Source organism: Streptosporangium sp. NPDC000095 (assembly GCF_042899335.1).
Lineage (GTDB): Bacteria > Actinomycetota > Actinomycetes > Streptosporangiales > Streptosporangiaceae > Streptosporangium.
In genome coordinates this window covers 84,708-108,417 of sequence record NZ_JBIAZS010000019.1, presented here as the reverse complement: position 1 = coordinate 108,417, position 23,710 = coordinate 84,708, and the positions used below count along the sequence as shown (strand labels likewise).

Sequence of the window (23,710 nt, the reverse complement as noted above, 5' to 3'; positions counted from 1 at the left end):
GGCCCCTCTTCTCGTCACGGGGCGGCGGCCGGGCCCATTCCGTCACCGGCGGGGGTGGTCGGCCACCGGGTCCGCGAGCCGTTGGTCGATGTCGGGAAACGAGCCGTCGCCGAACAGGATCCGCGCCGCCAGGGCGCGACCGGCGCGACCGCGTAGCACGGTCACCGCCGCCTCCGCCGTGGCGGGGGACCGGATACCGGCGAAGACGCGGCGCAGCGACAACCGGCCCCGAAACCGGTTTCGCAACGCGCCCCCGTCGTATCGGCTCAGCACGCGTTGGTCGCCGGTACGCAGGTATCCGGCGGTGACCGCCGCGGCCAACTCGGACATGCGCAGGCAGGGGTCCAGCCCACCGGCCGTGAGCGGTGACACCGCACCCGCCGCGTCCCCGACGAGCAGCCCGGCGGGACATGCCAGCCGCCGCAGTACACCGCCGACCGGGATCGGACCACCTCGACGCTCGATCGGCCCGACCGGCGCCGCGTGGCCGGGCGCGTCCGCGACGAAGGCGTCCAGCAGGTGGCGGATACCGGCGCGCATCGCGTCCGGATAGCCCGCGACACCGACATGCGCGTGCCGGCCGTCGTCGATCGCCCACCCCAGATACCCCGGAGCGACCCGGGGGTCCAGCACGCAGTGGAACGTCGGGGTGGTCGTGCCCGACGCGATCGGGTGGACGATCTCGGCGCCGACGAGAAGGCGCCGGTTGACGTCAAGGCCGAGGTCACGGGCCACCCGGGAGCGGGCACCGTCCGCACCGACGACGAACCGCGCCCTCACCGGTTCCGCGCCCTCCAACCGCACGAACCCCCTCGACGCGTGGACGTACCGTACGCCCAGGAGGACCCGTGCCCCGGCCGACTCCGCCGCGCCGCGCGCGTGCTCGTAGACGGCCGCCATGTCGGCCACGCGATACTCGTCCCGGTCACTGATGAACCTGATCGGTGCCCGTCGCGACGGCGGATACAGCAGCACGTCCCGGATCCCCGGCCCGAGCAGGTGATCCGGGATGTCGAAGTCGTCGAGGGTACGGCGCACGAAGATCCCCGTCGTGCGGATGCCGGCCGACAACGATCCTCGACGGTCGACCACCATCACGTTCAGGTCCCGGCGCGCGAGCAGGCGGGCGGTGCTCAGACCGGCCAGGCCCGCACCCACGACCAGTACGTCCACTGTCTGCATATCTCGTGACGGTAAGGGCGACGCCTCGCCCGTACGACGGTTTGCACGCTACCTGCCCTATACCTCCACACCGTCGCCACACTCGGCTCCCCTACCGAGAGAGCCGTGCCCCCCGCCCCGGTCGGCACCGCGCACACCCGCCGAAGTGCCCCGGTCCAGCCTGTTCAGCGCGGATGCAGGAGGTTGGCGGCCCAGGTGGACGCCAGGCAGGTGTAGAAGACGAGCAGCACCGGGACCAACGACCGGCCGACGTACGACATCGGGATCAGGGCCGCCTGCGTCGCGGCCAGCGCGCCCGTGACACCTCCGAAAACGTGGCGGCGCACCCCGCTGAGCCGTGCCGTCTCCTGGACGGGCGTGATCAGTCCGAGCACGGCGACACCCGCCATCACGGTGCCGGGCGACCGCGCCACGGCGGCCGAGACCAGCAGCACGATCCCGCAGCAGAAGAGGCCCGCGGAGATCCGGGCGGCCCACACCTCGGCGGTGTCGAACAGCTGCCGGTCGCGAAGGTTCCGGTGCAGAACCAGCGTGGTCACGGCCTGGCTCACCCAGTTCACCCAGGTCGCCACCGTGAGCAGCACCATGTAGACGAACCAGGGGACGAACAGGCACAGCGCGAGCCACAGCAGGATCCGCCGGCGGGTGAGGAGACGCAGAGACGCGAGCCAGCCGTCGAGACGACGCAGCGGATTGCGCTGTTTGAGGGCCTCCAGGAGCAGGCTCCGGCCCTCCTCGTACTCGGGCGCGAGCCGGAGTGTCTCGCGGAACGCGTCGGCGGCGGCCCTGTGGTCGCCGGTCGTCATCATGACCAGCCCGTACGCACGGTGCGCGTCCGCGTTCTCGGGGGCCAGCCGGATCGCCCGCGAGGCGTGCTCGCGTGCGCCGTCCGCGTCGCCGAGCTCGGCCAGGGCGAGCCCCATGATCTGGGCGAGCCCGCCGTCCTCCGGTGCCAGCCGCAGTCCACGGCCCGCGGCTCCGGCGGCGGCCGGGAACTCGCGAAGGTTGAAGTGGGTGCGGGCCAGCAGTTCGTAGATCAACGGCTCGTCCGGGCCGCGCGCCAGCGCGTTCTGGAAGGCACCCAACGCCTCGCGCTCCCGGCCGGTTCTGCCCAGGATCAACCCGGCCACCCAGTGCCCGAACCAGTGATCGGGGATCAGCCCGGTCCCGCGGTTCGCCTCCACGAGCGCCTCGTCCATGTCTTTCTGGAGAAAAAGCGCGAGGGCGAGCATGAGGTGCGCGGCCGGATTCTGCGGATCCTCGGCCAGCGCGGCACGGGCCTCCCGCTCGGCGTCGGGGCCGCGGCGCAGCATCACCAGCATCCGCGCCCGCTCCGCCAGAGCCTGGACCCGGGCGTCGACCGAGGAGGTCATCGCCGCCTGCCGCCGATCCAGGGCAGCAGGTCGTCCCAGGCCCCGCTCTCGTTGGAGTACGTGACGTAGTTTCGGGCCGTGGCCATCCATTCGGCGACCGCCGTCGGGCGGACCGAACGGGCCGCGCCCAGCAGGTCGGCGGTTGACAGCGGCAGGAGGCGGCCAACGCGTATCGCGTCCTGGAGCTTGGCCTCCACGGCCCGGTCCACCACCCCCTTGAGGTCGGCACCGGTGAACCCCTCGGTGGCCTCGGCGATCATCCGGAAGTCCACCTCGGCCAGTGGCGTCTTCCTGCACAGCAGTGACAGAACGGCCGCCCGCGCCGCCGCGTCCGGCGGCGGCACGAACACCAGCTGGTCGAACCGGCCGGGACGGCGGAACGCCGCGTCCACGTACCAGGGGGCGTTCGTCGCCGCGAGGATCAGAACCCCCTCGTTGGCACCACCCTCCACACCGTCCATCTCCGCGAGGAACTGGTTGACGATCTGCCGGTTGTGCGCCTGCCCCATGTCCGAGCGGCGCGCCGCCAGCGCGTCGACCTCGTCGAAGAACAGCACGCACGGGCTGTTGCGACGGGCCCTTTCGAACGTCGCGTGCAGGTTGCGTTCGCTGGACCCGACGTACATGTCGAGGATGTCCGACAGTCCGACGCTGATGAAGTCGGCGCCCAGTTCTCCGGCGGCGGCCCGCGCCAGGTGGGTCTTACCGCAGCCGGGCGGCCCGTACAGCAGCACCCCGCCGCCGGCGCGCCTGCCGTAGGCGGCGAACATCTCCGGCTGCTGGACCGGCAGCAGCAGTTTCATCCGCAGGGACTGCTTGACCTGCTCCATCCCGGCCACGTCCGCGAAACTCGTACGCAGCCTGTCGGCGCCCGGGTTCAGGGGCGACGCCACGTTCGCCGTCGCCTCGTCGAGGATGGGCCTCGGCAGGGAGTTCGTGAGCTCGGCCTCGAACACGGGATCGGCGAGCGAGCCGTCCCGTGCCACGGCCTCCCGGTAGCGCAGTCGTGCGGCCGCCACATCCCCCTCCGCGGCCAGCGCCCTGGCCACGACGACCCCGGCCCGGGGCGGCCCCTGCCCGGCCGCGACGCGTTCGACCGCCGCCAGGGCCGCGCCGCTCTTGCCCTGCCTGAGGAACACCTCGGCGAGCCCGGTCGCCGACTCGGCGTCACCGGGAACCAGGGCGAGCGCGGCGCGGAACTCGGCCTCGGCGTCCATGAGCAACCCCGCGCTCAGCAGCTGTTCGGCCAGGTGGCGCCGCAACGGAAGATTGTCCGGCGACACCCGCACCGCCTGCCGAAGCGCGTCCAACGTTCCCCGATCGGTCACAAGAGGCCCGCCTTTCACCCCAAAACTGGAAACACCCGTCGATGATTCCACGCGCTCACGCACGACGGCGCCGCGCATCCGCTCCCTGCCTCTTCGACGCGAACCCCCTACCGGGCGCATCGCTTCCGGTCAACGAATGTCGATCGGCGCCTGAGGATCGGGAGAGCCGCAGCGAGCGGGGACGCGCGGTCGACGCCGAGGCGGCGGTGCGTGGTCGCGGGGAAATTCAGGGAACCCGGGCCCGCGCCCGCGGTAATTACCGATGTCAGCTGAGATCCGAAAGGCATGTACATGCGACATCAGAGCGGGCACGCGGTAACCACACCGGTGATCGACGACGCCACGGTGATCTCTCAGTCCCTGCACGACCCTGAGCACTTCGCCATCCTCTTCGAACGGCATGCGCCGGTCGTCAAGCGTTACGCCCTCCTGCGACTGGGAGAGGACGTGGCCGACGACATCGTGGCGGAGACCTTCATCGCGGCGTTTCAGCGGCGCGCCACCTACGACCTCACCCGCGAGAGCGCGCTGCCGTGGCTGTACGGCATCGCGACCAACGTCATCGGACGACACCGCCGTCGCGAGATCACCCTGTACAAGGCGCTGAGCCACAGGGGCGCTGACCCGGCGGACGAGCCGTTCACCGACCAGGTCGATGAACGGGTGGCGGCCCACCGGCTGCGGGACAGGCTCCTGCGGGCCCTCGCCGGCCTGCCAGCCGGACACCGGGACGCACTGCTTCTGGTGACCTGGGGCGAGCTCAGCTACGAGCATGCCGCCCAATCGCTCGGCGTGCCGTTGGGGACGGTGCGCTCGCGTGTCAACCGGGCTCGCCGGAAACTACGCCGCAAGCTCGGCGACATCGATCCGACACTGTGACAAGGAGTTCCGCCATGGACGAGATGACCTTGCTGAGCCGACGACGGGACGAGGTCCCGCTGCCGACCGACCTGAGCGCGGCACGGAACCGGCTCCTCGCCGAGATCCGCCATACCCCCGATGCCCGGCCCAGGCGGGTCGCTCGCCGGCGCTGGTGGGGCGCGCTGGCCGGCGTCTCCGGCCTGGCGGCCCTGGCGGTGGTGGCTGCCCAGTTGGCGGGCACCACCGAAGCGGGTAAGCCGCCCGTCACGCAGCCGATCAGCGCCGCCGTGGCGCTGGAGAACGCCGCGTTGGTGGCCGAGAAGACGGAGGCGACCACGGTCCGGCCGGACCAGTGGTTCTACATGAAGGAGTCGCAGCCGGTCGACGCCCTCCCCGTGTACGAGCACTGGAGCCGGATGGACGGCGTCATGGCGGCTCTACGGGGGAGCAACGGCAAGCTGAAGGTGACCAAGGCGGAGAAGGGCCCGACGAACCCCGCGAAGACCCTGAGCGAGATAGAGGCCCTGCCTGACGACCCGGACGCGATGCTGCGGCACTTCCGCGAACTCAACCGAGAACTCACGACCCTGTCGATCTGCGAGCCCGCATGCCCGCCGGGCAGCGAACAGGACCGCCGCGCCTACGGTGCGATCCAGTGGTACCTGAAGTTCGGACCGATCATTCCGCCGGACACCACCGCGACGATGTTCAGGGCGATGGCGAAGATCTCCAGCGTCAAGATCGAGGAGAACGTCGCCACCGCCGAAGGCCGCCCGGGGCTAGCGGTCGTCCTGGATCTCGGCGAAGCAGGCAAGGGGTACACGATCCTCGATCCCCAGACCTACCGCTACCTGGGTGTCAAGAGCGTGCGTGGCGATCACAGCATGGCCATGTCCGTCCTGGACTCCGGCATCGTCGACAAACCGGGCGAGACGCCCTGATCCAAGATCGGTCGCCCGAGGGTACGTCTCCCCCGGGCGGCCGACGCTCGTGCTCTCCGACGGTCGCGACGACCTCCGGCCAGAGGAGGTGCTGCCGTCAGGTGTCACACGGGCGATGCTCTTGTCGGATGTTCATGAGGGCGGATGACCTGTCGGATCAGGAGCGTCCGAAGATCGCTTCCTCCGTAAGGGGCGATTCGTTTCCCGGAACCCTCGGGAGGCCTCACAGGTCAGGCGTTCAGCGATCTTTGCACGGCGGCGTCCACCAGCTCGTGGATCTCCTGCTCGGTGAAGATGTCGGGCAGTGTCAGCCGTTCCACGATGAGCCAGTTCAGCGCGAGGTAGAGGAGCACCGCCGAGGTCGAGTCGCCGGGCAGGCCCGAGGCGGCGTGGTGGCCGACGTTGGCGTCGATGTCCTCGCGGATGCGTTTGGTCAGCACCGCGCGCAGCTCAGGGCGCCGGGTGGACTCCAGCCGCAGTTCGAGCAGGGCCAGGTAGCCGGAGTTGAAGGCGGAGACCCGATCCACCAGTTCGTGCATGAGCTCGGCGTAGCGGGTCGCGTCCTGCACACCTTCCCGGCTGCGGGCCATCGTGGCCTCGTCGGGCAGCAACCGCTCGTAGATGCGCCCGCCGACCTGGGTGAACAGGTCGTCGCGGTTGGCGAAGTAGTTGGAGGCCGTGCCCAGGGGCACGGCCGCCTCCGCGTCGACGGCCCGGAAGGTCAGCCCCCGCGCCCCCTCCTTGGCCAGCACCTCGATGGCCGCGTCGATCAACGCCTGCCGTCGCTCGGGATTCCTCCGCACTTGACACCACTCCATCTGTAGTACTACGTTCCAACCACTACAAGCAGAGTACTACATTGGGAGTTAATTAATATGCGAAAGCTCGTCTACTACGTCGCCGTCTCGCTCGACGGCTACATCGCGGGCCCCAACGCCGAGTTCGACTTCTACCCCGTGTCGGACCAGATGGCCGCCTGGATCAACGACCGCTACCCCGAGACGCTCCCCACCCATGTCCGCGGGCTTGTCGGCCTTGAGGACGCGCCCAACAAGGTCTTCGACACGGTGGTGATGGGCCGCGGCACCTACGAGCCGGCCCTGGACGTCCCCACCACCAGCCCGTACGCCCACCTGCGCCAGTACGTCGTCTCCAGCACCCTGACGATCGACGACCCCACGGTGCGGGTGGAGACCGGCGACCCGGTCGAGCTCGTCCGGCGGCTGAAGGCCGAGGACACCGGCATGGACATCTACCTCTGCGGCGGCGGCAGGCTCGCCGCCTCCCTGCTCCCGGAGATCGACGAGATCATCCTCAAGGGCTACCCCGTGGTGGCGGGCGCGGGCATCTCCATGTTCTCCGGACGGTTCCGCCCCACCCTGTTCACCCCCACCCGGCGCGAGTCCTTCGACAACGGCACCCAGGTCACCTGGCTCACCAGGGCTTAGCACCCTGAGAAAGCCGGGCACCTCGGCGCGAGACTTCCTCAGGCAGCACGCGCCCGGCGAATGAGCACCCATCCGGAGCCCGCAAGAGTGTGGCCGGGGAACATGGCTCGCGGTCGCTTGACCTCGATCGAGGTTGAGGTTGGAGACTGCTTCGCGCCGGTGTCGGACAACCGAGTACGGGAGAGCGACTGACGTGCGAGTGGTGAGGGTGATGAGTTTCGGAGGCCCCGAGGTGCTGGTCGCGGGCGAGGCGCCGGAGCCGGTCGCCGGGCCCGGCCAGGTGATGGTCGACGTGTCCGTCGCGGGCATCACCTTCGTCGAGACGCAGATCCGGCGCGGCGTCGACAAATGGCACGCCAGGCCCGAGCTGCCGTACGTGCCGGGCGGTACGGTCGCCGGCCGGGTGGCCTCTCTCGGAAAGGACGTGGATCCGGCCTGGTCGGGACGGCGCGTCCTCGCCGGCACCGGGGAGAGCGGCGGCTTCGCCGAGCGTGCGGTGGCCGCGGTGGGCGACCTGATCCCGGTGCCGGAAGAGCTGGGACTGCCCGAGGCCGTCGCCCTGTACACCGACGGCGGCACCGCGCTGGGCCTGGTCGAGGGAGCCCGGATCCGCCCCGGTGAGTGGGTGCTGGTCGAGGCCGCGGGTGGCGGTGTCGGCAGCCTGCTGGTGCAACTCGCCCGCGCGGCCGGCGCCGGGGTCGTCGCGGCCGCGCGCGGCGCGCGGAAGCTGGAGCTGGCTCGTGATCTGGGCGCGGAGGTCACGGTCGAGTACTCCGATCCCGGCTGGACGGACCGGGTACGCGAGGCGACCGGTGGCGCGGGCCCCGACGTGGTGTTCGACGGGGTCGGCGGGGAGATCGGCCGGGCCGCGTTCGAGGTGACGGCGGACGGCGGCCGCTTCTCCGTCCACGGCGCCTCCAGCGGCCAGGTCACCGCGATCGACCTCACGCGGGCGCGACGGCGCGGGGTCGAGGTGATCGGGATCGAGCAGCTCTTCGGCTTCGGGCCGCGGATGGAGAAGTGGACGACGCGGGTGATGTCGGAAGCGGTGGCGGGCCGGATCCGGCCGGTCATCGGGCAGACCTTCCCCCTGGAACGCGCCGCGGACGCACACGCCGCGATCGAGTCACGCACCGCCCTGGGGAAGACCCTGCTCCTGATCTGACAGCACCCCAGGACCTCCCCGCCGAACCACGCACCGCGATCGGCCGGAACCGTTGTGCCGCTCAGTCGGATGTCGTCCCGGCAGGCGGCGAAGCGCCCGCCGGTGCACCGGCGGTCGTCCGATCAAGGTGATCGGACGGTCCCCGGCATCGGTCGGAGATCGGGGGTGGCGGGGCGGATGAGGCCGCTCTCGTAGGCGAAGACCACCACCTGGGCGCGATCACGCAGCCCGAGCTTGACCAGCACGCGGCTCAGATGCGTCTTGACCGTCGCCTCGGCCAGATGCAACGCCGCGGCGACCTCGGCGTTGGACAGCCCGCGCGCCACCTGCACCAGCACCTCGTACTCGCGCGCGGTCAACTGCGTCAGCCGCTCGTCCCGCTCGGCGGGCCCCTGTGTCATCTGTGGCGCGAACCTCTCCAGCACGCGGCGGGTGACGCGTGGCGACAGCGCCGCCTCTCCCTCCGCGACGTTGCGGATCGCGCTCAGCAGTTCCTGCGGCCGGGTGTTCTTCGGCAGGAACCCGGACGCTCCGGCCTTCAGTCCGGCGAAGGCGTACTCGTCCAGATCGAAAGTGGTCAGGATGAGCACGCGCGAACGTGGGCTGTCTCGCACGATCCTGCGGGTGGCCTCGATGCCGTCCAGGCCGGGCATGCGTACGTCCATCAGAACCACGTCCGGACGCAGGTGCCGCGCCAACCGGGCCGCCTGCTCGCCGTCATCCGCTTCTCCGGCCACCTCCATGTCCGGCTCCGCCTCGAAGACCATGCGGAAGGCCATCCGCAGCAGCGACTCGTCGTCGGCGATCAGCAGCCGGATCATCGTGGCGCTCCCAGGTTCAGCACGGCCAGCACCCGCCATCCGCCGCCCGCCACCGGTCCGGCGTCCAGGGTCCCGCCGTAGGCGGCCACCCGTTCCCGCATGCCCGCGATCCCGCGCCCGTCGTCCCGGAGCCCGGGGCGGGGCCCCGGCACCCGGGCCCCGGCACCCGGGGCCCCAGGAGCGCCGAGCACGACCGGGGCACGAACATCGGTGACCTCCACCTCGGCGCGGCGCGGCGACACGTCGACCCGCACATCGGCGCCGGCCCCGGGCGCGTGCCGCAGCGTGTTCGTCAGCGCCTCCTGAACCAGCCGGTAGATCGTGAGCTGGGCGGCGGCGGGAACCGCCTTGGTGTCACCGGTTACCCGGACACACGTCGCGAGCCCGGCCGCGCGCATCCGCTCGGCCAGCGGGCCGATCTCGGCGATCCCGGGCGCGGGCTGAAGTGTCTCCTCGAGGCGGTCCTCGTCCCAGGTGGCGTGGCCTCGGCCGGAGCCCAGGGAGTGACGCATGTCCCGCAGGGCCTGACGTCCCGTCGCGGCGATCTGTTCCATCGCCGCCGCGGCCCGGTCCGGCGCGCTGTGGCGGACGTGGGCGGCGCTGTCGGCGAGCGCGACCATGACCGACAGATTGTGAGTGACGATGTCGTGCATGTCGCGGGTCATCCGCGCGCGCTCCTCGGCGACGGCCAGCCGTGCCCGCTGCTCGCGGTCGCGTTCCAGGAAGGTCACGTACGCCCCCCGCCCCCGCACCCACAGGCCGCTCATGAGGGCGACGCCCGCCATCGCGCTCAGCGCGGCCGCCGTGAAGGGGAACCGGCCGGGCGGCGCCCAGCGGGCGGCGGCCAGCAGCACCCCGACCTGCAGCGCGAGCGCCGCCGACAGGGTGTGGCGCCACGGGCGACGCGCGGCGACCGTGTAGAGGGCCACCAGGAGGGCGGCGTCGGCGGGAAGCTGCACGTCCAACGCCCACTGGACGGCGGCGGCGAGACCGATCGCGCCCAGGACCGTCATCGGAGCGCGCCGTCTCCAGGCCAATGGCGCCACCAGCGCCGTCTGTAACGCGAGCAGCCACGAAGGACCGGACAACACCTGGCCGGGTCCGAGCGTGGCCAGGAACAGCGCGGCGGCGAGCAGCGCGTCGAGGGGCATGGTCGACCATCGGCTCGGCGCGATGAGGCGGGCCGCCGGATGGCCGGCTGGTTCCATGCACTTCACCCTAGGTCTCCTGCGGGTTCGCTCCCGCTCCTCCCCGGGGATGACCGTCATCCGAAAGTCGCATGCGCGCGCACGACCTCCGCCGCTGGCCCGCGGGCGTGCCGGACTGCCAGCCTCGTCGGACACCCCTTTTCCGGTTGAGGAGCCTTCACATGTCCATTGTCACGAAAAATATGGATTTGGCCGTTGATGCCAAGGCCACTGGCTCGTCCGCCGTCTCCAGCAGCCCGGCGTCCGCCGTCTCGAAAGCCGCACGCACCGCAGGCAAGGTCGCGGGGCTGGCCGTACTGGTGCTGGCGACCTGCCCGCCCGCGGCCGGCGCCGACGCCGGGAGACCGATCGGGGGGAGCCTGCCCGCGCCCGGCGGCCCCTATACGGTCGGGACCGTCGCCATGCGACTGGTCGACCGCTCGCGGCCCGACCCACTGGTGGCGGCCAAGCCGTACCGAGAACTGATGATCAGTCTGTGGTATCCGGCGACGGGCGGCGGACCGCTCGCGCCGCACATGCCGCCACTGGCCGCCGCCGACTGGGATCGGCACTCGGCACCGCCCCTGGGCATCGCCAAGGGCGCCGTCGCCTGGGCCGCCACGCGCACGCATGCCCGCGTGGGCGCGCCGGTCGAACCGCGCGCGGGCAGGCTGCCGGTGGTGCTGTTCGGTTCGGGGGACGGCGGGCCGCGCACGCTGGGCACCACCCTGGTCGAGGACCTGGCCTCGCGCGGCTACCTGGTCGTCACCGTCGACCACACCTACGAGGCCGACCAGGTGGAGTTTCCCGGCCGACGCCTGGTACGCGCCCTGCCGCTGCCCGCGAAGCTGACGCCGAAGGTCATCGCCAAGCTGCTGGCCGAACACGCGACGGCACGCCTGGCGGACATGCGCTACGTTCTGGACCGGGTGACCGCCCTGGCCCACGGCCGCCCCATCGGCGGCAGGCTACCCACGGGGATGCTCGGCGCACCCGACGCCTCGCGGGTCGGGGTACTGGGACAGTCGCTGGGCGGGTCGGTCGCCGCGCAACTGACTCGCGAGGACGCCCGCGTGGACGCGGGCGTCAACCTCGACGGCGCCTATGTCGGCCCGGTGGCCGCCCGGGGTGCGGCCAAGCCGTTCCTGCAACTGGCGGCCGAGACCCACACGCGTGACAGCGAGCCGAGCTGGAAGTCGTTCTGGCGGGCCTCGACCGGATGGAAGCGGGAGCTGCGCTTCAAGGGCGCGGCCCACGGCTCGTTCACCGACCTGCAGCCGCTGCTGCCGCAGATCGCGACCACACTCCCCAAGGTGCCGCTCGCGGACTACGTGGGCACGATCGACCCCGGTCGTTCGGTGGCGGCCCAGCGCGCCTACGTCGGGGCCTTCTTCGACCTGCACCTGCGAGGCAAGCCGACCCGCCTGTTCGAGGGCCCCGACACTCGCTTCCCCGAGGTCTCCCTCATCCCCTGAATCCACGGGTCCCGTCCACGCGGCCGGTTCCCCGGTCAGGCATCCCGGACGACGGCGCGGGGAAGTCACCTCTCCCGCATGCGCCCGAGCCCTGCCCCTGCGAAGAGGGCCCGAACGCCGGCCGTTCTCCAGCCGTGATCGGCACGACCGCGTCGGCTGCCGGCCTCGCCCGTCTCCTCTTTCCGGCGCGCCCGGTTCGCCGTCTCACCGGGCCGAGGCACGAAGAGCCGCCGCGATCCACGCGAAGAGCTCGGGACCCTCCTCGTCACCGGCGGGCGGCGTCCCGTTGATCACGGCCACCAGGGACAGGTACCTGCCGTGGGTCGCGTCGTAGCGGGCCTCCTCGTGGGAATCCTCGCGCCGGATCTCCTCGACGAGGAGGAAGGCCGTGGCCATTCGCTCCCGCGACTCGGCCGCGGTCTGCCCGCCGACGGCCTCGGCGGACGCGTTCGCCAGGCGAACGACCAGCTCCCGCGCTCGGGGAGAGTCCGCCGGCAGCCCGGAACGATACGCCTCCACGATCTCCTCCCCGACCTTCGCCCCCTCCTCGTGGATGAAGTCCCACACCGGTGCGGCGGCCATGCGCCGTCCGGGGAACGTGCCGTAGGTGTCCCGGAGATAGGAGCGGACCGCGTCACGGAACTCCTCGCCCCGCAGCAGGTCGGCCAGCTCGATCCAGGCTTCGAGCTGGGCGGCGGTGGGGTCCTCCGGCAGGCTCGGTCGCATCGTCCGCAACCGCTCGACGAAGCCGGGGGGTACGTCGAGATCCTCGCCGACCTCGTTCCAGAAGTCGTCGACGAGCCGCTCGCGCTCCTCGTCGGGCATCGAGACGAGTTTGTGCATCAAGGTCACCTGCGCGGCCGTTCCGCCCTGCTTGACCAGGGTTCTCAGCACGGCCCGCCTGGCCCGGAGGGCTCGCTCCTGACGCTCGACGAGCTCCAGGTGCGTCGCGAGGAGATCGTGCAGCGACGTCTCGCCGTCGAGCAGCCCGCGGATGTCGTCCAGGCCGGCGTCCAGGTCACGCAGGGTGCGGATGAGCTCCAGCCGGGCGATCGCCCGGACGTCGTACAGGCGGTAGCCCGCCTCGGTCACATCTGTGGGCGCGATGACCCCGGCGTCGGAGTAGTAGCGGATGGCGCTGACACTCAGACCGGTCCGGCGTGCCACGTCCCCGATCGGATACAGCTCGTTGTCGTCCATGCCGCCACTATGGTGTCTCAAGCGGCTTGAGACTCAAGTCCCCTCGCCACCGTCATGCGGCCGCACTCGACCTGTGGAATCCCCGCGCCGGACGCGTGGACGATCACGTTGAGGTTCCTGCCACGTAGGGTTACCAAGCATGGGCGTTCACACACCTGACACGTCGGCCTGCACGACGCGAAGAGGGCGACCGGCGTTCGTCGTGAACGTCGAGGTCTTCCTGGAGCGCGACGGCCGCTGGCTGCTCATCCGACGCGGGACGCGGGAGGCCCACGCTCCCGGTGCGCTGGCCGGTGTCGGCGGCAAGGTCGAACTCGACGGCGCCGGAGCCGACGTCCTGGAGGAGACCGCACGCCGGGAGGTGGCCGAGGAGATCGGCGTCGACGCGACGGACGTCGTGCTCACCTACGTGGAGAGCGCGTTCTTCACGACCGACGACGGCGACCCGGTGATCAACGTGGTCTTCCGCGCTGAGCTGCCGGCGCACGCTCGGCCCATCGCCGCCTCACCGCAGGAAGTGGCCGGACTCGTCTGGCTCACCGTCGCCGAGGCCGAAGCCGACGCGAACTGCCCGCCGTGGGTTCTGCGCGGCCTCCGACGCGCGGCGTCATAGAACGACCGCGACAGCGGCCGCGCTCCTTCTCCCGAACGGGGTCCTCTTCTCCCGAACGGGGTCCTCCGCGTCGACGCCAACGCCGTCACCACCGTGAAACCTCTGGCCGCGTTCGGCTTCCCCACCGCCTTCGTTGTGCGGGCGACCGGCCGGCAGCACCGTCGCGGTCAGCACGGCCACCGGGCTCACCGCTCCTGTCATGCCTCCCCTGAACGACCGCCGCCCTGGACCACCGTGCGCGGTGGGCTCACGGCTTCCTCGACGTCGCCTATCACCGTGACTCGGCCGCCGTCACCGGGATCGGGGTCGGGGATGATCGATTCCGGGTCGACGAGGTAGACCTCGCGTCCGTCCAGCGTGAGCCGACGCACGACCTCCAGCAGCATGCGCCGTGACACGTCGTCGATCGAGTGGACCATCGTGAGGTCCAAGGCCACCCTCGCCTCCGCGGGCGCGGTGTCCAGGACCTCTCGAACCACCCTCTCGGCTCCGGCGAAGCGGATCCCGCCCTGCAGCTGGAAGACCCGGATCGCGTCCGGTCCGCTGCCGACGACCTGGTTGGATCGCACCACCGCACGCGCGGCGGCCGGGACCTCCATCACGTGCAGCCCCATGTCGGAGGAGAATCGTTCGAACAGCGACACTCCTCGGACGCTGTTGCCGTGGGGATCCAGTCGCGGTGAGAACGTGGCGATGCCGATCTGGCCGGGGAGCGCGCCGATCAGGCCCCCGGCCACGCCGCTCTTCGCCGGAATGCCCACCTGGGTCGCCCAGTCACCGGCCGCGTCGTACATTCCGCAGGTGGCCATGACGCTCAGCACCTGGCGCACCACCGGCCCGCGTACCACCTGCTCACCGGTGAGAGGGTTCACCCCCCGGTTGGCCAGCGTCGCGGCCATGATGGCCAGGTCTCGGGCGGTGACGAGCACGGAGCACTGGCGGATGTAGCCGTCGACGACGGCTCTCGGGTCCTCGGTGAGGATGTCGTGGCTGCGGAGCATGTACGCGATGGCGAGGTTGCGGTGCGCGCTCTCCATCTCTGACGCGCACACCACCTCGTCCACCTTCAGCCGACGACCGGCGAAGGCCGAAAGGCCGTCGACCACGCGCTCCACACGCTCTGCCGGACTCAGGTCCTCCGAGCCGGCCATCGAGTGGGTCGTGATCGCGCCGGCGTTGATCATGGGATTGAGCGGGCGCCCGGTATCACTTTCGAGGGAGATCTCGTTGAACGCCTCTCCCGACGGCTCGACACCGACTTTGGCGAGCACGGGGTCGAATCCACGATCAGACAGGGCCAGCGCATACGTGAACGGCTTGGAGATCGACTGGATCGTGAACTCGACATCGATGTCACCGGCACCGTAGACCGCGCCGTCGACCATGGCGAAGACCGCGCCGAGGCGCTCGGGCTCCGCTGCCGCGAGCTCGGGAATGTACCCCGCCGGCTCTCCGGAGGTGTCCGACCTCACATCTTCGAGTACCTCGGCCAGATAGTCGGGAATGACCGACCGCATTCTTCCTCCTCCATACGGATGTGCGACCTCCGCGCCGTTACATCAGCGCCGCAGTCATCATCCTGCGGGTACCTTCCGGCATCCGTGGACGCCTCACCGGATCACAACGTCGACGCGTGATCGATCGGCTCTCATGACCCGCTCCGCGCGGCGCGCGTGACCACCGGTGCGATGCCGGCGAGTGCCGGTCGCGGAACACACCGCCGTTCGCGACGAAGCCCGGCTGAGCGGGGTTGGAACGTCTCCAGCCATGTGAACGACACTACGGCGCTCGTCACTCAGGTGCCCACCGCCGCGACCGTCACCGACCTCGGTGTCGCCGGGAAGGGCGGAGACGTGGTGGCGCGCAGCAGGAAGGTCTTCGCCGCCGCCGGCGACCGGATCGTGGTCGCGTCCACCGACGGCAAGGTCATCGACACGATCCCCGGCCTGTCCGGCGCTGCCGCCCTGGCCTCGCCGGAGAGCGGCAGGAAGGTGTACGCGGCCCCGCGGGATCTCGCACTCGCCGAGCACGGATCGGCGGCGCTGTCGGTGTTGGACGACACCCGCCGGTTCGACGCCTGGGACACGACAGCCCTGACTCAGGGCCGCGCCTGCGACAGCAGCGGATTCGGCAAGCACGGCCTCCCCACCGCCTTCGCCCACAGCCTTCGCCCACAGCCATCGCGACCTCACCGGCAGGGCTCACGTCGACATCGGCGCGAGGCCGGCGATCACGGCGACTGTTCGGCGGCTCATGCCTCCGACGTGGTCTGGGCGACCGCTTGGCGGCGCGGGGCGGCGAGGTCGTGGGCGGAGCGGGCCAGCCAGATCATGACCAGGACGCTCGAGACCACACCGAGTGGCTCGACAGCGATTCCCTCGTCCTGGAACGGCAGTGCCGCCAGTAACAGCAAGATGGGCACCACCAGGGCGGCGATGCCGTACGCGACGGTCGTCCTCCCCCAGCGGTCGTCGCCCGCCTGGGCTCGCAGGATCAGCACCGTCCAGGCCAGGCCGGCCAGGCCGCACACCATCTCCGCCCAATCCGAGACGGGTTGGCCGACGAGGTCCAGCACGCCGATCACGGTGAAACCGCCGTACCCCAGCACCCCCGCGCCCCGCGTGTACTCACGGTCGCGGCCCAGCACCCGCGCGAACAGCAGCACGACCACCCACATCACCGCAGAGTGGATCACCGTCGTATCCGCCCAGATCCACGACGCGGTGACCTGGAGCAGCCACATCGTGGCCACCGCGACGTAGAGCGCCACGCGCACCCGCAGGGTGTTCCGCTCCTGCTGGGGCGGCGGTCCCGCCGACGGCACGCGCAGGATCTGCCAGATCCCCCACGCCCAGGACATCCCGGCCAGGAGAAGGAAGAGCAGGTTCTGCCCCGTCGCCGCGACGCCCTCGGGTAGGGGCACGAACATCGTCAGCCACCACAACGGACCGAGGCCGTCGGATGCCAGGGCGACGACGACGGCGACCGTCAGCGCGGCACCGTACAGACCGGCGACGAGCAGGGCGGGCGGGGCCGAACGAAGACGACGTGACACGGGACGCTTCCTGGGGATTCGGGGGGATGGGAGCGAACGCCTCACCCTACAGTCGATCATGAGAAGTGGCATCGGGCGGAGAGCGTACGATCACGAGAATCCGTGAGTGCGTCCCACACTCGACCGTGCACCTGCTCCCCGAAGCCGGTCACGCCATCTTCGGCCAGGCCGAGCCGATCGCCGAGTTCCTGTGGGCCTGAGGTGAGGGTCAATCGTCTTTCAGCACACGATCGAGCGCCGCCCGGCCTGCGGGTCCCCATGTCGGCTTGCCGCCAGGAAGGCCCCGGTCTCCGTTCTGCCCCATGAGCATCAGGAAGAGGCTCTTCATGGCGGCCAGTCCGCGGGCGCGCCGAATCGTCGCCTCGTCCGCGTGCGCGTACGCGTCGAAGAACCGTGCGGCCGCGCCCGCGGGGAGCAGCACCCACGCGGCGCCGAGGTCCCACGCGGGATCACCGGCGAACAAGGCACCGAAGTCGATGATGCCCGAGAGCGTTCCGTCCGAGACGACGACGTTCGCGGGATGGAGGTCGCCGTGCACCCACACCGGCGGGCTCTCCCACTCGGGGGCCGCGACAGCGTCGGCCCAGACCGCCCGGACGGCGCGGACATCGCCGATGGCGTCGGGCTCAATGGCCTGCAAGAACTGCTCGAAACCACCCGTGCACCTCTTGGGGTGAGCGCCGAAGTCCGAACTGGCCGGGGCCTCGGCGGGCGCCTCCACATGGAGCGCCCTGAGGAAGCCCGCCAGCGTGTCGGCCGCGTCGGCGCTGCGGCTGATCGAGCCGTGGTCCAGCGGCTCGCCGGGAACCCACGTCATCACCGTCCACTGCTTGGGGAAACGCTCGGACGGCTCACCGAACCGCACCGGGGTCGGCACCGGGAGCGGCAGGCGCGGGGCCAGCACGGGTAGCCACCGCCGCTCCTTGAACTGAAGCTCCGGGGTAGGGTCCATGCGCTGCATGCGCACGGCCAACTCGTCCCCGAGGCGCCACATCTGGTTGCCCCAGCCGCCCGCCACCTCACGGATGGTCAGCCCCGCAAGGTCCGGATGCTGCTCCCGCAGCAGGTCGCGGACCAGGTCTGCGGTGATCTCGATCTCGGTGTCGGTCATGCGAAGCACGGTACCGGGGCAGGCGGAACGGCTCCCGCTCTCGTCGAATCATGCGGTGGGATCGGCTTCGGGGTCGGTAAGGCGTGGGTGGGGTCGTCGGCAGGAGATCGGCCGATTCATCGGGTGGGGTTCCCGGTGAACGATGCGGTGTGGTCGGTGACCCACCGCTGGAAGGTCCGCGCCGGCCTTCCGAGGAGGTCGGACACCGTCGAGGTGACGTACGCCGGGTGTCCCATCGTGGCGTTCCACGCCGCGAGGAGCATGTCCACGGCCGGACGTGAGGCTTCCGGGGTCTCGCGCCGGAACTCGTCGGGCGGCAGTTCCTCGAACGTCAGCCGGCGGCCCAGCACGTCTCCGATGACGCGTACCTGTTCGGCCTGGGTGAGTGACTCGGGGCCGGTCAGGACGTAGTCGCCGCCGGCGTGTCCGCCCTCGCGCAGGATCCGCGCGACGACCGCGGCCACGTCCCGATCGTCGACCGGGGCCGTCTCGGCCGCGCCGTACGGCCACCGGACCACGCCGTCGCCACGGATCGCGGCGGACCACCAGAACAGGGTGTTCGACGCGAACATCCCCGGCCGGACGATCGTCGCGTCGAGTCCGGTGGTCGCGACGAGTTCCTCGATCTCGGCGTGCAGCGCCGCCATCGGGTTCGGTTGCCGGAAGAACGGGTGCGGGGTCCGGTGCGGCGCGGACAGGTAGACGACCCGCTGCGCGTGGGCGGCCAGCCGGTCGACGACGGCCGCCGCGGTCTGCGGCGGGGCGGTCCAGACCAGGAAGATCGTGTCGACGGCGTGCAGCGCGGCGTCGAGCGATTCGGGCACCGTGAGATCGCCGGTGACGATCTCGACACCGGCGGGCAGCGTCGCCGCCGACTCGGAGCGGCGCACCAGGGCACGGACCGGCACGCCCGCGTCGGTCAGCAGGTCGACCACGGCGCGGCCGATGCGTCCCGTCGCCCCGGTGACGAGCACCGGAGGCCCTCCCGCGGGTGTCATGGCGGCCTCGCCGTCGTCGGGGTGCGGCCGGGTGTCTGTCTGTTCCATGGGCGCATCTTTTCGTTACCGAGTTAAAAACGCAACTTAGTAACAAATGTTACCCTGACGGAGTGAGCGAGCCGGTCGGGCTGCGGGCCCGCAAGAAGGTACGAACCCGGGACGCGATCGCCGAGGCGGCGATCGCGCTGTTCCTGGCGCACGGGTTCGACCAGGTGTCGGTGTCCGACATCGCCGCGACGGCCGAGGTGTCGAAACCGACGCTGTTCCGCTACTTCGCCACCAAGGAAGACCTGATCCTGCACCGCTTCGCCGACCACAACGGTGAGGCCGCACGCGTGGTCCGCGACCGACCCCCGGGTGTCGCGCCGATGGCGGCGCTGCACCGGCACTTCCTGGCCGGCCTCGATCGCTTCGAGCCGGTCACCGGCCTCAACGACCACCCCGAGGTGGTCGCGTTCCATCGGCTGGTGTTCACCACGCCAAGCCTGGCGGGACGGCTCCTGCAGTACATGCTCGACGACGAGGACGCGTTGGCCGCCGTCCTCGACCCGGGCGTCCGGGGCCGGCTGCAGGCCGCCCAGGTGATCGCGGTTCAACGCGTACTGGCCAGGACCAACTGGCAGAAGATCGCCGACGGGCGGACCGCACACGACGTGCGCCCCGAGGCGATCGCCGACGCCGACCATGCCTTCGCCGCCTTCGCCGCCTTCGCCCGGCTGTGCCGCACGACGGGCACCTCCTGACCCGCCGCGCCCGCGCACTCCGGCCGGCGCCGCCGAGCGTTGACACCACCGGGGCAGGCAGGTCCAATGCGGCGAGGATCGCCGAGCACGCCACAGTGATGGCCCTGGCCACTGCTGCCTACTTATCGCGATCTTCTTCTCGCTGCCGACCCGCCGCTACCACTGCCGATCACTGACGCCCCCGGCCGGCCCGCCGCCACCGCCCTCGACCGCCGACGCCTCCGTCCGGTGCGCTAGCGTCATCACATGCTGCGCCGATGGATGCTACCGATTTTCTTCCTGGCACTCGGACTCGCCGCAGCGGCCCGGCAGACCGCCCAGGGGTCCCCGGGCGCCGCCGTCGCACCGCTCCTGCTGTTCCTGCTGGGGGCCGTCCTGCTGTCCCCGCTGATGTTCCCGAAGTCCATCGGCGCGGCGGAAGCGCTACGCCGCAGCGAGGCCGACGGCCGCCCGATCGTCTACTGGCGCCCCGGCTGCCGCTTCTGCCTGCGGCTGCGCATCCGGCTCGGCCGCCACGCCTACCGGATGCACTGGGTCGACATCTGGCGCGATCCGGAAGGCGCCGCGGCGGTCCGGGCGGCCACCGGCGGCGACGAGACGGTGCCGACCGTGGTGGTGGCCGGCAAGCCGCACGTCAACCCCGATCCTCAATGGGTGCGCGCGCAACCGCCCTCCTGAGAGGTCGCGGCCGTCCGTTTCGACATGCCGCCTGACCTGGCGGCGCCTTCGGACTTCCCAGCCGGCCGCGAGATACCGGGACGTCGCCGAGGAGTCGCGTCAGCCGGTCGTCGAAAAACGGCGCGAGCCGCGCACTCGCACTCGCACTCGCCGAAATCAGCCGGTGACGGCGAGGTCGACCGAGTCGTACTGAATCGCTCCCGTCAGATCACCTTCCGGCGACCCGGCGCGATGACCCGATCGACGAGGTCTTCGACGAAGGCCCTGGACGGCGGCCGGGCCTGGAAGACGCCCCGGACGAGCACACCGCCCACCAGCAGGGCGAGGGACGACTCGACGTCCTCGGGCGGCAGGTGGGCGCGCAGGACCGCTTCCAGCGACCGGGTGCCCGCCTCGTAGAGCTGCTGACGCAGCTCGTCCACGACCGGATCGCTCCCGGAGCGCTCGAAAACACCTCCCAGGACGCGGTCGAGGTGCCCGTCCGCGAGGTCCTCGGCGAAGTCGGTCAGCCCGGCGATCAGGTCGGCCCGCAGGTCGCCGGTCGGCTCCGGGTGATCGACCGCGTCGCAGATCCGGCCGACCGAGGCCCGCACCAGGTCCAGGCGGGTCGGCCAGTGGGCGTAGACGGTCACCTTGGAGTAGCCGGATCGGCGTGCGACCTCGGCATGGGTCACCGCGTTCCACCCTTCCTCGAGGAAGAGCCGCGTCGCGGCCTCGACGACGTCGCGGCGCGTCCGCAGGACTCTGGGATCGATCCCCTCCGCTTCCCCCTGCTCCATGTCGAACGATCCTATCCGGCTTCCCACACCAAGAGATAACTTCTGAACACCTTGTACAGTACTTTCCAATGCGGCATATTAAGTGACCGGCGGCGCGCACCACAGCGCACCGCCTGCCGTCGACATCGGAAGAGGCGTCATGAGAACCACCACCCCGCGGAACCGTTCGAAAAAGCTCGACCTCGGCCTCTGGGCCGCCCAGGGCCTCCTGGCGCTCGCCTTCGCCGGTGGCGGCGTCTGGAAGCTGGTCACACCGAGAGCGCAGCTCGCCGAGATCTTCCCCTGGGTCGGGGAGACGCCTCCGGCGCTGCTCTACGCGACCTCCGCGTTCGACATCCTGGGCGGGATCGGCGTGCTGCTGCCCGCGCTCACCCGCGTCAAGCCGGGGCTGACCCCGCTGGCGGCGCTCGGCTGCGTCGCGCTCCAGGTGTCCGCGATCGTCTTCCACCTCTCGCGCGGGGAGACGGACGTGGCGTTCAACGTCGCGCTCCTCGCACTCGCGCTCTTCGTCGCCTGGGGCCGCCATCGCCTGGCCCCGATCGCCCCGCGCGGGTGACGGCGGCCGGTGTCCATCCGGAACCCTCGGCGTCGGAATGTGTCGTGCTTCGCCAAGAAAAGCGTGAGCGAACGCCAAGGATTGAGCGCGATCGGTGACGGCGAAGCCGGATAGGCCGTGTCCGTAAATCTTGTCACCGGGGTGTCCGACCGGTGAGAAGATCGGGGGTGCTCCGAACAGCGAAAGCAGTACTCGCCAGATTACCGGGACCGTTGCACGCACTCGCGCTGAAGCACCGTGAACTGCTGAAGTTCGCGGTGGTGGGCGGAACAGCGTTCCTGGCGGACAACGCGGTGTTCTATGGGCTGAAGCTGACCGTTCTGGAGCCGAAGCCGGTGACCGCGAAGGTCATCGCGGTGCTCGTGGCGACGATCGTGTCCTACGTGCTGAACCGTGAATGGTCGTTCCGGACCAGGGGCGGTCGCGAGCGCCGTCACGAGGCGGCGCTGTTCTTCCTGGTCAGTGGCGTCGGTCTGGTGCTCAGCTCCGTGCCGCTGTGGATCTCCCGATACGTGTTCCTGCTGGAGACCCCGGACGTGAGCCTGGTGACCCAGGAGATCGCCGACTTCGTGAGCGCGCAGGTCATCGGCACGCTGATCGCCATGGTCTTCCGTTTCTGGGCGTTCCGGAAGTGGGTCTTCCCCGACGAGGAGGCCCGGTCCGGCGACGTGCGACTGACTCCCACCCCCGATTCCACGGAAGAGGCGGCTTGACGACGGCGAATCCAGAAGCCGTCGCGGGGGTGTTCACGAGCAGGGACGACCCGCGGTCGAAGCGAGGCTTGAAAGATCGCCTCCCGCGCCGGCCATGATTCGTTTCCCGGACTCGGCCCGTGTGGCGGGTCCGCACAAGGATCATCGTCGGCTTGACTGCGATCTCCGCCCGCCGGATGGTACGGTCTCGGCATGCGGACGATTTTCTTGTTCCTTGGCTGGTGGCGCCCCTGACGGGCGGCACCGTTCATCCGCGTACCTGACAACGCGGCCGCCCGGTTCGGGCGGCCGTTTCGTGTGTTCGCACCTCGGTGGCCCGGCCAGGGCGGCCTCCCGATTCCGAGGGAGCCAAACCGATGCCACGACGACTCACCGGCTTCACCCCGTCCGGCGACCTGCATCTGGGCAACTACATCGGCGCGATCGCCCCGATAGTCGCCAAGCAGGCCGTCACGGACACGGTGGTGTTCATCTCCGACCTGCACTCCCTGACTCTGGAGCATGATCCGGCCGAGGTGCGGCGGCGGACGCTGGAGTTCGCGACCATCCTGCTGGCCGCGGGCGCCGACCCCGACGCGTCTTTGTTCCTGGTCCAGTCGCACGTCCCCGAGCACGCCGAACTGCACTACCTGCTGGAATGCACCACCGGGTACGGCGAGGCCCAGCGCATGATCCAGTTCAAGGAGAAGTCCGGCCGTCAGAACCAGGTCCGGATGTCACTGCTGACCTATCCGATCCTGATGGCCGCCGACATCCTGCTGTACGACACCGACGAGGTGCCGGTCGGCGAGGACCAGAGCCAGCACGTGGAGCTGGCCCGCGACGTCGCCCAGCGGTTCAACACCCGCTACGGCCCCACCTTCACCGTCCCCCGGGCGGTCAACCCGCCGGTCGCCGCCCGCATCATGGACCTGACGTCACCCGGCGACAAGATGAGCAAGTCGGCCCCCTCGGCGGCGGGGGTGCTTCGGCTGCTCGACGAGCCGAACGTCCTGCGGCGCAAGGTGATGCGTGCGGTCACCGACACCGACACCGTGGTGAGCTACGACCCGGAACACAAACCGGGAGTATCCAACCTGCTCGCCATCCTGGCCGCCTGCACCGGCGACGAGCCTCAGCGGCTGGCCGGGCGGTTCGACCGGTACGGCGAGCTGAAGGAAGCGGTCGCCGACGCGGTGGTGGCCACCCTCACCCCTCTCCGGGACCGCTACCTGCGACTGGCCGAGGATCCGCGGCATGTCCAGGCGGTGCTGCGGGCCGGTGCCGACCGTGCCCGCGGACCGGCCGGCGCGAAGGTACGCCAGGCCAAGGCGGCGATCGGTCTGCTCCCCGGATGAGCCGGTGAGTGCGGGGATCCGGCCGTCCGCGTAGCCGACGACGCCCCGGGCGGGAGGCCGTCGTGATGCGCCGTCGCCGGCCGGGCCGTCCAGCCGGCCGCCGCGGCGTCGCACCCGGCGACCGGTCTCCTGCCATGGCCCCGGCG

Annotated in this window: 25 protein-coding genes; 11 read left to right on the top strand and 14 right to left on the bottom strand. The window is 70.8% G+C overall.

Translation table 11 applies throughout. From position 1 onward, the window contains the following. Positions 1 to 42: 42 nt before the first annotated feature. The 3 genes from ACFY3V_RS33315 to ACFY3V_RS33305 all read right to left on the bottom strand — a co-directional run bounded on the left by ACFY3V_RS33315 (position 43) and on the right by ACFY3V_RS33305 (position 3,883). A complete protein-coding gene (locus ACFY3V_RS33315; protein ID WP_389779055.1) occupies positions 43 to 1,182 on the bottom strand; it encodes an NAD(P)/FAD-dependent oxidoreductase in 1,140 nt (379 codons plus the stop codon). Positions 1,183 to 1,346: 164 nt separating this feature from the next. Beyond that, positions 1,347 to 2,555: a tetratricopeptide repeat protein gene (locus ACFY3V_RS33310; RefSeq protein WP_389779053.1), complete on the bottom strand. Its 1,209-nt coding sequence runs from the start codon at positions 2,553 to 2,555 to the stop codon at positions 1,347 to 1,349. Beyond that, a complete protein-coding gene (locus ACFY3V_RS33305; RefSeq protein ID WP_389779051.1) occupies positions 2,552 to 3,883 on the bottom strand; it encodes an AAA family ATPase in 1,332 nt (443 codons plus the stop codon). Before ACFY3V_RS33305 ends, ACFY3V_RS33310 begins: the two co-directional genes overlap by 4 nt. Before the next feature lie 291 nt (positions 3,884 to 4,174). Between ACFY3V_RS33305 and ACFY3V_RS33300 the strand changes: the two genes are divergently transcribed. Both ACFY3V_RS33300 and ACFY3V_RS33295 read left to right on the top strand, forming a co-directional pair. Then, positions 4,175 to 4,762, top strand: a complete 588-nt coding sequence (locus tag ACFY3V_RS33300; RefSeq protein WP_389779049.1) for an RNA polymerase sigma factor — start codon at positions 4,175 to 4,177, stop codon at positions 4,760 to 4,762. Positions 4,763 to 4,776: 14 nt separating this feature from the next. Beyond that, positions 4,777 to 5,685, top strand: a complete 909-nt coding sequence (locus ACFY3V_RS33295; protein WP_362903646.1) for a CU044_5270 family protein — start codon at positions 4,777 to 4,779, stop codon at positions 5,683 to 5,685. Positions 5,686 to 5,915: 230 nt separating this feature from the next. On the opposite strand, the gene ACFY3V_RS33290 is transcribed toward ACFY3V_RS33295, so the two are convergent. Then, entirely contained in the window at positions 5,916 to 6,488 is a 573-nt protein-coding gene (locus ACFY3V_RS33290) for a TetR/AcrR family transcriptional regulator (RefSeq protein ID WP_389779046.1), read from the bottom strand. Positions 6,489 to 6,560: 72 nt separating this feature from the next. Here ACFY3V_RS33290 and ACFY3V_RS33285 point away from each other — a divergent pair, with 72 nt between their 5' ends. Further along, positions 6,561 to 7,133, top strand: a complete 573-nt coding sequence (locus tag ACFY3V_RS33285) for a dihydrofolate reductase family protein (protein WP_389779044.1) — start codon at positions 6,561 to 6,563, stop codon at positions 7,131 to 7,133. Positions 7,134 to 7,344: 211 nt separating this feature from the next. After that, entirely contained in the window at positions 7,345 to 8,298 is a 954-nt protein-coding gene (locus ACFY3V_RS33280) for a zinc-binding dehydrogenase (protein ID WP_389779042.1), read from the top strand. A 122-nt stretch (positions 8,299 to 8,420) separates the two neighbouring features. On the opposite strand, the gene ACFY3V_RS33275 is transcribed toward ACFY3V_RS33280, so the two are convergent. Both ACFY3V_RS33275 and ACFY3V_RS33270 read right to left on the bottom strand, forming a co-directional pair. Further along, a complete protein-coding gene (locus ACFY3V_RS33275; RefSeq protein WP_389779040.1) occupies positions 8,421 to 9,119 on the bottom strand; it encodes a response regulator in 699 nt (232 codons plus the stop codon). Beyond that, positions 9,116 to 10,327 (bottom strand): sensor histidine kinase, encoded by a 1,212-nt coding sequence (locus ACFY3V_RS33270; protein ID WP_389779037.1) that lies wholly within the window; start codon positions 10,325 to 10,327, stop codon positions 9,116 to 9,118. The genes ACFY3V_RS33275 and ACFY3V_RS33270 overlap by 4 nt, the downstream gene beginning before the upstream one ends. A 161-nt stretch (positions 10,328 to 10,488) precedes the next feature. Between ACFY3V_RS33270 and ACFY3V_RS33265 the strand changes: the two genes are divergently transcribed. After that, positions 10,489 to 11,781 (top strand): alpha/beta hydrolase family protein, encoded by a 1,293-nt coding sequence (locus tag ACFY3V_RS33265; protein WP_389779035.1) that lies wholly within the window; start codon positions 10,489 to 10,491, stop codon positions 11,779 to 11,781. 204 nt (positions 11,782 to 11,985) lie between these two features. On the opposite strand, the gene ACFY3V_RS33260 is transcribed toward ACFY3V_RS33265, so the two are convergent. Continuing rightward, positions 11,986 to 12,981: a MerR family transcriptional regulator gene (locus ACFY3V_RS33260; protein ID WP_362903626.1), complete on the bottom strand. Its 996-nt coding sequence runs from the start codon at positions 12,979 to 12,981 to the stop codon at positions 11,986 to 11,988. A 139-nt stretch (positions 12,982 to 13,120) separates the two neighbouring features. Between ACFY3V_RS33260 and ACFY3V_RS33255 the strand changes: the two genes are divergently transcribed. Further along, positions 13,121 to 13,594 (top strand): NUDIX hydrolase, encoded by a 474-nt coding sequence (locus ACFY3V_RS33255; protein WP_389779033.1) that lies wholly within the window; start codon positions 13,121 to 13,123, stop codon positions 13,592 to 13,594. On the opposite strand, the gene ACFY3V_RS33250 is transcribed toward ACFY3V_RS33255, so the two are convergent. From ACFY3V_RS33250 to ACFY3V_RS33225, 6 genes are all read right to left on the bottom strand, one after another. Continuing rightward, positions 13,589 to 13,774, bottom strand: a complete 186-nt coding sequence (locus ACFY3V_RS33250; RefSeq protein WP_389779031.1) for a hypothetical protein — start codon at positions 13,772 to 13,774, stop codon at positions 13,589 to 13,591. The two genes, ACFY3V_RS33255 and ACFY3V_RS33250, sit on opposite strands and share 6 nt — an antisense overlap. 17 nt (positions 13,775 to 13,791) lie before the next feature. Next, entirely contained in the window at positions 13,792 to 15,111 is a 1,320-nt protein-coding gene (locus tag ACFY3V_RS33245) for a glutaminase (protein WP_362903622.1), read from the bottom strand. 278 nt (positions 15,112 to 15,389) lie between these two features. Continuing rightward, positions 15,390 to 15,680, bottom strand: coding sequence for a hypothetical protein (locus ACFY3V_RS33240; protein WP_389779028.1), 291 nt, complete (start codon positions 15,678 to 15,680; stop codon positions 15,390 to 15,392). Positions 15,681 to 15,845: 165 nt separating this feature from the next. Then, on the bottom strand, positions 15,846 to 16,649 hold the full coding sequence (locus ACFY3V_RS33235; RefSeq protein ID WP_389779026.1) for a hypothetical protein: 804 nt from the start codon (positions 16,647 to 16,649) through the stop codon (positions 15,846 to 15,848). A 208-nt stretch (positions 16,650 to 16,857) separates the two neighbouring features. Further along, complete coding sequence (locus ACFY3V_RS33230) at positions 16,858 to 17,760, bottom strand: aminoglycoside phosphotransferase family protein (RefSeq protein WP_389779024.1); 903 nt, start codon at positions 17,758 to 17,760, stop codon at positions 16,858 to 16,860. Between the two features lie 116 nt (positions 17,761 to 17,876). Further along, the gene (locus tag ACFY3V_RS33225; protein WP_389779022.1) at positions 17,877 to 18,806 is read right to left on the bottom strand and encodes an NAD(P)H-binding protein; all 930 of its coding nucleotides are present in this window, start codon (positions 18,804 to 18,806) and stop codon (positions 17,877 to 17,879) included. A gap of 62 nt (positions 18,807 to 18,868) precedes the next feature. Between ACFY3V_RS33225 and ACFY3V_RS33220 the strand changes: the two genes are divergently transcribed. Both ACFY3V_RS33220 and ACFY3V_RS33215 read left to right on the top strand, forming a co-directional pair. Next, entirely contained in the window at positions 18,869 to 19,501 is a 633-nt protein-coding gene (locus ACFY3V_RS33220) for a TetR/AcrR family transcriptional regulator (RefSeq protein ID WP_389779020.1), read from the top strand. A 261-nt stretch (positions 19,502 to 19,762) separates the two neighbouring features. Further along, positions 19,763 to 20,179 carry a glutaredoxin family protein gene (locus ACFY3V_RS33215; RefSeq protein ID WP_389779018.1) on the top strand — a complete coding sequence of 139 codons (417 nt, stop codon included), beginning with the start codon at positions 19,763 to 19,765 and terminating at the stop codon, positions 20,177 to 20,179. A gap of 203 nt (positions 20,180 to 20,382) precedes the next feature. On the opposite strand, the gene ACFY3V_RS33210 is transcribed toward ACFY3V_RS33215, so the two are convergent. Continuing rightward, on the bottom strand, positions 20,383 to 20,958 hold the full coding sequence (locus tag ACFY3V_RS33210; RefSeq protein ID WP_389779016.1) for a TetR/AcrR family transcriptional regulator: 576 nt from the start codon (positions 20,956 to 20,958) through the stop codon (positions 20,383 to 20,385). Between the two features lie 139 nt (positions 20,959 to 21,097). Between ACFY3V_RS33210 and ACFY3V_RS33205 the strand changes: the two genes are divergently transcribed. The 3 genes from ACFY3V_RS33205 (at position 21,098) to trpS (ending at position 23,564) form a co-directional block, all read left to right on the top strand. Next, positions 21,098 to 21,514, top strand: coding sequence for a DoxX family protein (locus ACFY3V_RS33205; RefSeq protein WP_389779014.1), 417 nt, complete (start codon positions 21,098 to 21,100; stop codon positions 21,512 to 21,514). Between the two features lie 212 nt (positions 21,515 to 21,726). After that, entirely contained in the window at positions 21,727 to 22,227 is a 501-nt protein-coding gene (locus ACFY3V_RS33200; protein ID WP_362903604.1) for a GtrA family protein, read from the top strand. 356 nt (positions 22,228 to 22,583) lie between these two features. Further along, on the top strand, positions 22,584 to 23,564 hold the full coding sequence (trpS, locus tag ACFY3V_RS33195; RefSeq protein ID WP_389779011.1) for a tryptophan--tRNA ligase: 981 nt from the start codon (positions 22,584 to 22,586) through the stop codon (positions 23,562 to 23,564). The last annotated feature ends 146 nt before the right edge of the window (positions 23,565 to 23,710 follow it).

Bases quoted from the DNA above. Each gene is read 5' to 3' on its own strand.
- ACFY3V_RS33315 (WP_389779055.1), bottom strand. From the start codon at position 1,182: ATGCAGACAGTGGACGTACTGGTCGTGGGTGCGGGCCTGGCCGGTCTG.
- ACFY3V_RS33310 (WP_389779053.1), bottom strand. From the start codon at position 2,555: ATGACCTCCTCGGTCGACGCCCGGGTCCAGGCTCTGGCGGAGCGGGCG.
- ACFY3V_RS33300 (WP_389779049.1), top strand. From the start codon at position 4,175: ATGCGACATCAGAGCGGGCACGCGGTAACCACACCGGTGATCGACGAC.
- ACFY3V_RS33295 (WP_362903646.1), top strand. From the start codon at position 4,777: ATGGACGAGATGACCTTGCTGAGCCGACGACGGGACGAGGTCCCGCTG.
- ACFY3V_RS33285 (WP_389779044.1), top strand. From the start codon at position 6,561: ATGCGAAAGCTCGTCTACTACGTCGCCGTCTCGCTCGACGGCTACATC.
- ACFY3V_RS33280 (WP_389779042.1), top strand. From the start codon at position 7,345: ATGAGTTTCGGAGGCCCCGAGGTGCTGGTCGCGGGCGAGGCGCCGGAG.
- ACFY3V_RS33275 (WP_389779040.1), bottom strand. From the start codon at position 9,119: ATGATCCGGCTGCTGATCGCCGACGACGAGTCGCTGCTGCGGATGGCC.
- ACFY3V_RS33270 (WP_389779037.1), bottom strand. From the start codon at position 10,327: ATGGAACCAGCCGGCCATCCGGCGGCCCGCCTCATCGCGCCGAGCCGA.
- ACFY3V_RS33265 (WP_389779035.1), top strand. From the start codon at position 10,489: ATGTCCATTGTCACGAAAAATATGGATTTGGCCGTTGATGCCAAGGCC.
- ACFY3V_RS33260 (WP_362903626.1), bottom strand. From the start codon at position 12,981: ATGGACGACAACGAGCTGTATCCGATCGGGGACGTGGCACGCCGGACC.
- ACFY3V_RS33255 (WP_389779033.1), top strand. From the start codon at position 13,121: ATGGGCGTTCACACACCTGACACGTCGGCCTGCACGACGCGAAGAGGG.
- ACFY3V_RS33245 (WP_362903622.1), bottom strand. From the start codon at position 15,111: ATGCGGTCGGTCATTCCCGACTATCTGGCCGAGGTACTCGAAGATGTG.
- ACFY3V_RS33230 (WP_389779024.1), bottom strand. From the start codon at position 17,760: ATGACCGACACCGAGATCGAGATCACCGCAGACCTGGTCCGCGACCTG.
- ACFY3V_RS33225 (WP_389779022.1), bottom strand. From the start codon at position 18,806: ATGGAACAGACAGACACCCGGCCGCACCCCGACGACGGCGAGGCCGCC.
- ACFY3V_RS33215 (WP_389779018.1), top strand. From the start codon at position 19,763: ATGCTACCGATTTTCTTCCTGGCACTCGGACTCGCCGCAGCGGCCCGG.
- ACFY3V_RS33210 (WP_389779016.1), bottom strand. From the start codon at position 20,958: ATGGAGCAGGGGGAAGCGGAGGGGATCGATCCCAGAGTCCTGCGGACG.
- ACFY3V_RS33205 (WP_389779014.1), top strand. From the start codon at position 21,098: ATGAGAACCACCACCCCGCGGAACCGTTCGAAAAAGCTCGACCTCGGC.
- trpS (WP_389779011.1), top strand. From the start codon at position 22,584: ATGCCACGACGACTCACCGGCTTCACCCCGTCCGGCGACCTGCATCTG.